The sequence below is a fragment of the Microcystis sp. LE19-195.1E genome (assembly GCF_027532095.1).
GTDB classification, from domain to species: Bacteria; Cyanobacteriota; Cyanobacteriia; order Cyanobacteriales; family Microcystaceae; genus Microcystis; species Microcystis aeruginosa.
This window is the reverse complement of sequence record NZ_JAPZSZ010000174.1, coordinates 1-7,005: the sequence shown is the minus strand read 5'-3', so window position 1 is coordinate 7,005 and position 7,005 is coordinate 1. Positions and strand designations below refer to the sequence as shown.

At 44.8% G+C, this 7,005-nt stretch carries 7 protein-coding genes and 1 pseudogene; 2 read left to right on the top strand and 6 right to left on the bottom strand.

Annotated elements, in window-relative coordinates; all coding sequences use genetic code 11:
- A pseudogene (locus O9300_RS10080) lies at nt 1–596 on the bottom strand (RNA-guided endonuclease InsQ/TnpB family protein); the annotation flags it as partial.
- A gap of 278 nt (nt 597–874) precedes the next feature.
- On the bottom strand, nt 875–1,042 hold the full coding sequence (locus O9300_RS10075) for a YqaE/Pmp3 family membrane protein (RefSeq protein ID WP_002798187.1): 168 nt from the start codon (nt 1,040–1,042) through the stop codon (nt 875–877).
- Nucleotides 1,043–1,150: 108 nt separating this feature from the next.
- Between O9300_RS10075 and O9300_RS10070 the strand changes: the two genes are divergently transcribed.
- The gene (locus O9300_RS10070) at nt 1,151–1,516 is read left to right on the top strand and encodes a phage holin family protein (RefSeq protein WP_045362149.1); all 366 of its coding nucleotides are present in this window, start codon (nt 1,151–1,153) and stop codon (nt 1,514–1,516) included.
- Nucleotides 1,517–1,720: 204 nt separating this feature from the next.
- Here O9300_RS10070 and eno read toward each other — a convergent pair whose 3' ends face one another.
- The 3 genes from eno to glgX form a co-directional block, all read right to left on the bottom strand.
- Nucleotides 1,721–3,019 (bottom strand): phosphopyruvate hydratase, encoded by a 1,299-nt coding sequence (gene eno / locus O9300_RS10065; protein WP_287971518.1) that lies wholly within the window; start codon nt 3,017–3,019, stop codon nt 1,721–1,723.
- A gap of 46 nt (nt 3,020–3,065) precedes the next feature.
- Nucleotides 3,066–3,827: a DUF3887 domain-containing protein gene (locus tag O9300_RS10060; RefSeq protein WP_287971516.1), complete on the bottom strand. Its 762-nt coding sequence runs from the start codon at nt 3,825–3,827 to the stop codon at nt 3,066–3,068.
- A gap of 115 nt (nt 3,828–3,942) precedes the next feature.
- On the bottom strand, nt 3,943–6,021 hold the full coding sequence (glgX, locus tag O9300_RS10055) for a glycogen debranching protein GlgX (RefSeq protein WP_147069429.1): 2,079 nt from the start codon (nt 6,019–6,021) through the stop codon (nt 3,943–3,945).
- A gap of 47 nt (nt 6,022–6,068) precedes the next feature.
- Between glgX and O9300_RS10050 the strand changes: the two genes are divergently transcribed.
- Entirely contained in the window at nt 6,069–6,269 is a 201-nt protein-coding gene (locus O9300_RS10050; RefSeq protein WP_287971514.1) for a hypothetical protein, read from the top strand.
- 30 nt (nt 6,270–6,299) lie between these two features.
- On the opposite strand, the gene O9300_RS10045 is transcribed toward O9300_RS10050, so the two are convergent.
- Nucleotides 6,300–7,005: DUF4351 domain-containing protein (locus tag O9300_RS10045; protein WP_287971512.1), on the bottom strand; the 706-nt coding region annotated here is incomplete at its 5' end.

Below are 7,005 nucleotides of genomic sequence, written 5' to 3'. Positions count from 1 at the left end.
TCGGTATAAAACTCTTTTAACCCTAAGTCAATTCCTGTTATTTGTCCCGTTGGTTTATGGTATTCTTGCCGTTCTACGTCAATCAAAAACTGACAATAATAACCGTCAGCACGTCTAACAACTCTTACCCGTTTAATCTGTTGTTCTGAATAATAAACTAATGTCTTTTGACTACACCATAAATCAAATTCTCCTGCTTTAAAACCATCGGTAAATCTGATTTTACGTCGCTCATCAGATAGTTGGTAGCCTGTTAGTTTGTATTCAACCGAACGGCTATGCTTTTTGAACCGAGGAAACCCCTTTTTCCCTGGTATCTTAGCATGACAATTCTGGTAAAACCGATTAATTGATTGCTAGGCTCTATCGGCAGCCGATTGGCGAGCTTGAGAGTTTAATTTATTAACCCAAGGTGTCTCTTTATTGTTAGCTAGTACCGCACAAAGTTTTTGGAGATCATTGCGGGTTGTCCCTTGATTGTCCATCCAATAACGAACATAAGAGTTACGCACAAACTGAGAAGTTATAATAGCTTCATCAAGCCGTTGATATTGCTCTGGTGTTCCGTTTTTTAGCTTTGCTTCTACTACTAGCATTTAACAATCCTCGACCATTGGATAGTTTAATTATAGCACAGTTTACTCATAGATGGTAGAATTAAATCGATGCTCCGCGGTTGATATTCTGGTCGGATTTCATCCCCCGCAAAGGTGAGTATCTTGTCGAAAAATCTAGCGGGGGCATTCATCCGACATTTTAGGTAATAAACCTCTCCAGAAATCAGGCTAGAAGCCCGATCCATCAAGCTAAAATCTTAATTATTGGAGATGTCTAATGCAGCGACTAGAAAAACTGGCATCTCCTGGGGTGCTAACTAGGAATTCTCCGCTTCTTTGGAGACAATCCAGAAAGCGTGGATAATGCCGGGGACATAACCGATTAAAGTTAAGATGATGTTAATAACAAAGTCTAAACTCAGTCCCGTAGTCAAAAATACGGCTAAGGGCGGCAAAAAAAACGCACAAACTAGGCGAAGAAACATTGCTTGTACCTCAAAAAGACTTTAGTGAATCTTAATTCTATATTAAGCTTGCTCTCCTTAAAGTTGCCATAAAATGGGGGTGATTGCGAAAAAATTAAGGAGAAATTTATGATCGGCCTTCTTTTAAATATTCTTGCCACTGCCCTTAGTTTATTAGTGGTTGATATTATCTTCCCCGGTGTTAAAGTCGATAGCTTTATTGTGGCCATGGTTGCGGGGGCAGTTATCGGTTTAGTCAACGGACTGGTTAAACCGATTCTAGGGCTGCTTTCCCTACCGATTACTATTCTCACCCTCGGTGGCTTTATCCTTGTTCTCAATGGCTTTTGTTTCTGGTTAGCCTCGATCCTCGTCCCGGGATTCGCAGTTAAGGGTTTAGTGGCTTTTATCGGTGCGCCAATCGTCCTCTCTCTGGTCAACACCCTCTTAAATAAATACTTCGCCGAAAAAGGTTCCAGCGAAGTACCACAATAGTCAGTGACCAGTTATCAGTTATCAGTACCTTTACTATAACACCTTTGATCCAAAAATCATACCTTCGTGCAGAAAAAGGCCAAAAATAAACACTTCGCCGAAAAGGGTTTCAGCGAAGTACCACAATAGTCAGTGACCAGTTATCAGTTATCAGTACCTTTAGTATAACACCCTTTTTCGATCACTGCAAACTTTTTTCAAATTTTAGGCCAAGAATTTTGGACCCAAACCGACTTTCGGCGCGTACACCGCCCGATCGCCCAATTCTGCTTCGATGCGTAACAAGCGATTATACTTAGCCACCCGTTCACTGCGACTGAGAGAACCAGTTTTAATCTGTCCGGCATTAGTAGCCACCGCCAGATCGGCGATCGTGGTGTCTTCCGTTTCTCCGGAACGATGACTGATGACAGAACGATAACCGTGACGGGTAGCCAGGGCGATCGTTTGTAGGGTTTCCGTCAAAGAACCGATCTGATTGAGTTTAATCAGGATCGAGTTAGCAATACCCAGATCGATCGCTTTTTGCAGACGGATGGGATTAGTCACCATCAAATCATCGCCCACCAACTGAATCCGCGCCCCCAGTTTATCGGTCAATAATTTCCAGTTATCCCAATCTTCCTCGTGTAAACCGTCTTCAATAGAAATAATCGGATAGCGATCAACTAAACTAGCCAAAAAATCCACCATTTCGGCGGGAGAATGGGCAGAACCATCGTAGATGTATTGACCATCCCGATAGAATTCACTGGCGGCCACATCCATAGCTAAAGCCACCTCCGACCCCGGTTTATAACCAGCACGTTCGATCGATTCGATCAAAATATCCAAAGCTTCCTGATTTGAAGCCAAATTCGGAGCATAACCGCCCTCATCGCCCACACCGGTCAGTAATTTGCGTTCGTGCAAGGCCTTACCCAAAGCGGCGAATACTTCCGCTCCCCAACGCAAACCTTCCTTAAAAGAATCGGCCCCGATGGGGAAGATCATAAACTCCTGAAAATCGACGTTATTATCAGCGTGAGAACCACCATTAATCACGTTCATCATCGGGACGGGTAGCACATTGGCCATCGGACCTGCGAGATAACGATAGAGAGGCAATCCCAGATCCGCCGCCGCTGCTTTGGCCGTAGCCAGAGAGACGGCTAGGATAGCATTAGCCCCTAATTCTCGTTTATTGGCCGTGCCATCGCGATCGATCATAGCTAAATCGATACTAGCTTGGTCGAAAGCATTCATCCCCTGCAAAACCGGGACAATTTTTTCGTGGACATTGCGAACCGCTTTCAGGACACCCTTACCACCGTAACGCTGGGGATCATCATCGCGTAATTCGTGGGCCTCAAAACTGCCCGTAGAAGCGCCACTGGGAACCTGGGCCAAACCGAGCGCCCCCGATTCTAACAGCACTTCTGCTTCGATAGTGGGACGGCCGCGGGAATCTAGAATCTCCCTAGCTGCGATCGCTTCGATGGGAACTTCGATTTTATCTAACATAACTTATCGTCTCCAACTCAATTTACGGGGTAATTTCGGCTGATTACTAATTGCCTAAAGGGAAATCCACGTTGACAATCTGCTTTTGATCATCAAAAACGAGGATTAAAGTGTCTGTCAGTTTTTCAAATTGAATCGTCACCAACACCAGATCCACGCCGTCCGTATCCGAGCCTTTTCTGACCTGAGTTCCCACGATCCGACGCACGGGGCCGGTACGCTTAAGTAAATTCTCCCAAGCGCCTTGTACTCTGGTGGGGAAAACTTCCGCTTTCAGGAGAGGATGTAAAAAACCTCGGGCCAGTCCGTAGTCTTTATTGACCAAAGCCGTGACAAAAGCGGTGCCAATCTCAGAAATACTGCGAAATTCGGGAAAATCGGCGGCAACTATCTGACCGGACCGGTTAAAGGTAACTATCACATCGTCGGTAACTTTCTCAAATTCAACGGTGACAATCACCAAATTGGCATTGATAGCATCGAGTAGCTTGGTTTTGACAATGCGCTTAAACGGTCCAGTATTGTCAGTGACTTGGCTTTCCCAGACCTTTTGCAATTTTTCGGCAGTCCAGAGGGGTTTTAGTTGGGGTGACAAAGCTGCAATCACCTTGTCGTATTGTTTAGTTCCCAACCATTCTACTAACTGCCGAGCTTGCTTTTCTTCTCGGACGGGATCACCAATAGCGATCGCAGTCGGTTCTAGGTTCGCCTGTACCGGTGAAACGCTGAACGCGGTCCAAGGCAGGGAAAAACCAATTAAACACAAAGAGAGAATCGATACCCGTTTCGCTAATGAAAGCCGCATCATTTCAGCTATTGCTCCGCAAATAAATAACGTTTTTCCACTTGACGATTGAATTGATGCCATTGTTCATTAGTTAAAGCATTCAACATCGGTCGATCGAGCAATATCTCTCCTCTTGTTATACTGGTTTAACGATTAAGACTACCGCCGAACGCGCTTGCACCCGATAGGTTTCCGATTCAATAGCGGCTGCGGCATCTAAATCACAGGCTGCCTCGGACAATTGCCAAGCAGTATCGATGACGCGATGCCATTTTTCCCCTTGTCCCAAGGGGGGTAACTGGAAGTTGAGAGATTCCCAGTAAGCGTTCAGCATAATGTGTAAATACTCGTTCGCCTTGGGATGACGCAGGGAAAAAGCTAAACTGTGGGAATCTTCCGACCAATCGGGTTTACTCAACTGTACGCCATGCCAACTGAGATGGGGTTCAAGACTGGTATAGGTGACTTCTAGCAATTTTTCCTGACGGAAAAGAGCTAATTTTTGATTAAAATCGATCAGTCTCCTTACGAAACACCAAAGATCGAACTCTTGCTCTACCGCACTCCAATCGAACCAACTTAACTGGTTATCCTGACAATAGGCGTTATTGTTGCCCTTTTGGGTGCGTCGCACTTCGTCCCCCATCAACAGCATAGGTGTTCCTTGGGAAATAAACAGGATCGTTAAGAGATTTTTTATTTGTTGCAGTCGCAGGGTTTTAATCCTCTCGTTATTGGTTTCCCCTTCTACCCCACAATTCCAGCTAAAATTATCGTTGCAACCGTCCCGATTCTCCTCGCCGTTAGCCTCGTTGTGTTTCTCGTCGTAGGAAACTAGATCGTTAAGGGTAAAGCCGTCGTGACAGGTAACAAAATTTATACTTCTATTGACATCGGTATCGGGTCTGTGGTATATGTCGGGGCTTCCTAAAATCCGCGCCGCTAATTTGCTGACTATGCCGGTATCTCCCCGGACAAAAGCGCGCACATCATCGCGAAAAGGACCATTCCACTCGGAAAACCAATCGGCAAATTCGACAAATTGACCGACACTATACAATCCTGCTGCATCCCAAGCTTCGGCGATTAATTTTGTGCCGGCTAAGACCGGATCCGATTCGATCGCCCAGATCATGTTATAACCTTTTTGCAGAATCGGTTCCCCGTCCACATTGCGCGATAATACGGCCGCCAGGTCAAAGCGAAAACCATCGACGTGCATTTCCGACACCCAATAGCGCAAACAATCGAGAATCATTTTGCCAACAATGGGATGACTGCCCTTGAGGGTGTTACCACAGCCGGTATAGTTGCTATAGAGGCTTTTATCTTCCCCGTCGAGGATGTAGTAGGTGCGATTATCGATACCTTTCAAGGAAAGAGTCGGCCCGGTTTCGTCCCCCTCGGCGGTATGATTGAAAACCACATCGAGAATCACTTCGATCCCCGCTTTGTGTAAAGCTTTCACCAGATCCCGAAATTCATTCAAAGGACCCAGGGGTGAGCGATCGCTACTGTAACCGGCATGGGGCGCAAAAAAGCCGATCGTGCTATAACCCCAATAGTTAGTTAACCCTGGCATAGCGGCAGCGGGATCAAAGTAATGAATCGGTAACAATTCCACGGCAGTAATGCCTAGGTTTTTCAAATAGGGTATTTTTTCGATTAATCCCGCAAAAGTACCTCTTTTTTCCTCGCTAACGCCGGAATTCGGGTTACGAGTAAAACCACCGACGTGCATTTCGTAGATCAAACTGGCAGAGTAGGGAGTGCGTAGCGGTGCGTCATCTTCCCAATCGTAGCGGCCTGGATCCACTACCAGACCCCGCAAAGCTCGATGACAATTATCGCCTTTTTCGCTGGCAGCTTGTCGATCATAAATTTCCGCACCGACAATCGCTTTCGCATAGGGATCGAGAACTACTTTATCAGGATCGAAGCGATGACCCTGGGCCGGATTATCCGGACCATAGACTCGATAAGCATACACTTGACCGACTCCAATGCCGTGAACGAAAATATGCCAATAGAAAAAAGTGCGATTTTCTTGGGGATTCAGACGAATAATTTGACTAGGTTGCGGGGAATTGGCATCATCAAATAATAATAATTCTATGGCAGTGGCATACTTAGAAAATAGTGAGAAGTTGACACCATCGGCCAAGACAGTCGCACCGACGGGATGGCTTTTACCGTGATCGGTTTTTAAGGTCATTGTCAAGAGATAAGAAGTGATTAGGAGTAGTATAAGATTATTCGGCGTTGCTGAATCAAGCTATGAATGCCAAATGTGTGTCCTATCCAAAAGTTAGTTTTGGTCTAGGTTTTAAAAATATCACAAAAGAATGTTCAGAACTCAAATCAGCAACGCCAGATTTTAATGGAGATGGCGTGATTAATTTCCAAGACCTTGCCCTATTCAATAAAGCTCTCAATTTCCCGATAGATAAAGAAAACAATTAGAGGAGTTTTAAATGGCCTTTCCCGAAGATTTTAGGCTTGATTAAGCCAATTGATTAAGTCAGCTTGAGTCTCAAAGTCTAGCAATGCTTCTCCTAAGTCTTCTAATTTTTCTACTGAGAGTTTTTGGATAGTTTCAGTGATATGCGGGGGAAGTTCACCAAAACGTCGCTTTAGTTGACGTAGCACTAACTTGGATGCTTCTTTTTGAAGTCCGATAGCTTCTCCTTGTTGAATCCCTTCGATTCTACCCTTTTGAATCGCTGCTTCTCTATCTTGTTCGTATAAAGGGGCTAAACGCATAATAAATTTCCTCTCCTCCTGGGTTCTTTTGGGTAAGGCTTGCAAGTTTCTACTCAAATTGTATAATAATTTTAAGGAAGCTGATTTAAAGGGATGATGAGGAGACAAGGCCTCTAATTCATCAATCGCTCTGGTTCTAGTTCCTCCTCTGCCTAATAATCTTAACCAAAGGGTTTCAGGGGTTTCAGGTAATTGATGCAGGACAATAAGGGATGTGGTTAATGCTGGAGGTAAAAAGTAAATTCCTTCTCCCCAATCTGGGTTTAATTGACCTGAAAAAGCAGTTATAATCCTCTGACTGGCAGTAGGAGTTAGTATCCATAGTCTAGGAATATTTTCTGCTAATAAGGGTTGTTGATGACGGTGAGCTTCTCTTTGTAATTGTTCCCGCACAGTCAACAGTTTAGATAAACAAGCGAGAATTCCCTCAATCGTG